This window comes from Streptomyces sp. NPDC012935 (assembly GCF_042900345.1).
Classification (GTDB): Bacteria; Actinomycetota; Actinomycetes; order Streptomycetales; family Streptomycetaceae; genus Streptomyces.
Genome location: NZ_JBIBBC010000090.1, coordinates 1 through 1,248, shown reverse-complemented (window position 1 = coordinate 1,248; position 1,248 = coordinate 1). Strand labels below are relative to the sequence as shown.

Genomic DNA, 1,248 nt, shown 5'->3' with positions numbered 1-1,248 from the left:
CTGCGGCAAGGTCTGGGTGCCCGGCCGCGATCCCAAGAAGTATCCCGTGTGTCCCATGTGCAAGGAGATCTACGAATCCATGGGCGCCGGCGGCGACGACAAGGGCAAGGGCAAGGGCGACAAGTAGGCCGGCCTTCCTCCGGGCCCGCGTGCCGAGGCCCCCGGGGTGCGTTTCGCGCACCCTGGGGGCCTTTGTGTTGTTCGGCCGTTGCACGGAGTGCGTCCGCCGGTCACAGAGTGGTTGAGACCTCTTGTGGTCGTGTTCATGAACTCCCTAGCCTCCCGGTGTTGTGCACAGCGAAACCGTCATTGCGCATGCTGCAACGCCTCATCGGAGGAGTGCCATGAACACCCGGAAGCCAGCTGTCCGCGTCCTCGGGGCCACGGCCCTCGCGGCCGCCACCCTGATCGTCTCCGCCTGCGCCCCCCAGACCACCGGCGACTCCTCCTCCGACAAGGACGAGAAGACCGGCACCCTGCGGGTCTGGCTCTTCCAGGAGGTCGGCAACAAGCCCAAGGAGAAGGTCGTCGACGCGGTCGTCGCCGGCTTCGAGAAGGAGCACGAGGGCACGAAGGTCGACGTCGAGTACATCCCCGTCGAGACCCGCGCCCAGCGCGTCAAGGCCGCCTTCAACGACCCCAGGTCCGCGCCGGACCTCATGGAGTACGGCAACACCGACACCGCCGGCTACGTGAAGGACGGCGGACTCCTCGACGTCAGCGAGGAGTTCGCCGCCTGGGACGAGGCGAAGGACACCGACCCCACCGCCCGGCAGTCCGTCACCGTGGACGGCAAGGTCTACGGGGCGCCCTTCTACGTCGGCGTCCGCGCCCTGTACTACCGCACCGACGTCTTCGACGAGCTCGGCCTGGAAGTGCCGAGGACCATGGACGAGTTGGCGTCCACCGCCCGCAGGATCCGCGCGGAGAAGCCCGAGTTGTACGGCCTGGTGGTCGGCGGCGCCTACACCTACGGCGCCATGCCGTTCGTCTGGGCCAACGGCGGGGAGCTCGCCGAGGGCAAGGGCGGCTCGTACGCCTCCGCGATCGACAGCCCCCAGGCCCAGAAGGGCATCAAGGCCTACACCTCCCTCTTCTCCGACGACAACTGTCCGGCCGCCAAGTGCGCCGGCATGGGCGGCAACGACACCGTCACCGCGTTCGCCGCGGGCAAGGCGGGCATGGCCATCGGCGGCGACTTCAGCCACGCCGCGGTCGAGGCCGGCAAGGTCAAGGGCAAGTACGGCG

2 protein-coding genes are annotated in these 1,248 nt (G+C 68.7%); both read left to right on the top strand.

Translation table 11 applies throughout. The annotated features are described in order from the left end of the window. Nucleotides 1-127, top strand: a 127-nt coding sequence (locus ACFY5C_RS41740; RefSeq protein ID WP_389455306.1) for a DUF3039 domain-containing protein, incomplete at its 5' end; no start/stop codon positions are given. 217 nt (nt 128-344) lie between these two features. Next, nucleotides 345-1,248 (top strand): extracellular solute-binding protein (locus tag ACFY5C_RS41735; RefSeq protein ID WP_389455304.1); only part of this gene is annotated, 904 nt, incomplete at its 3' end.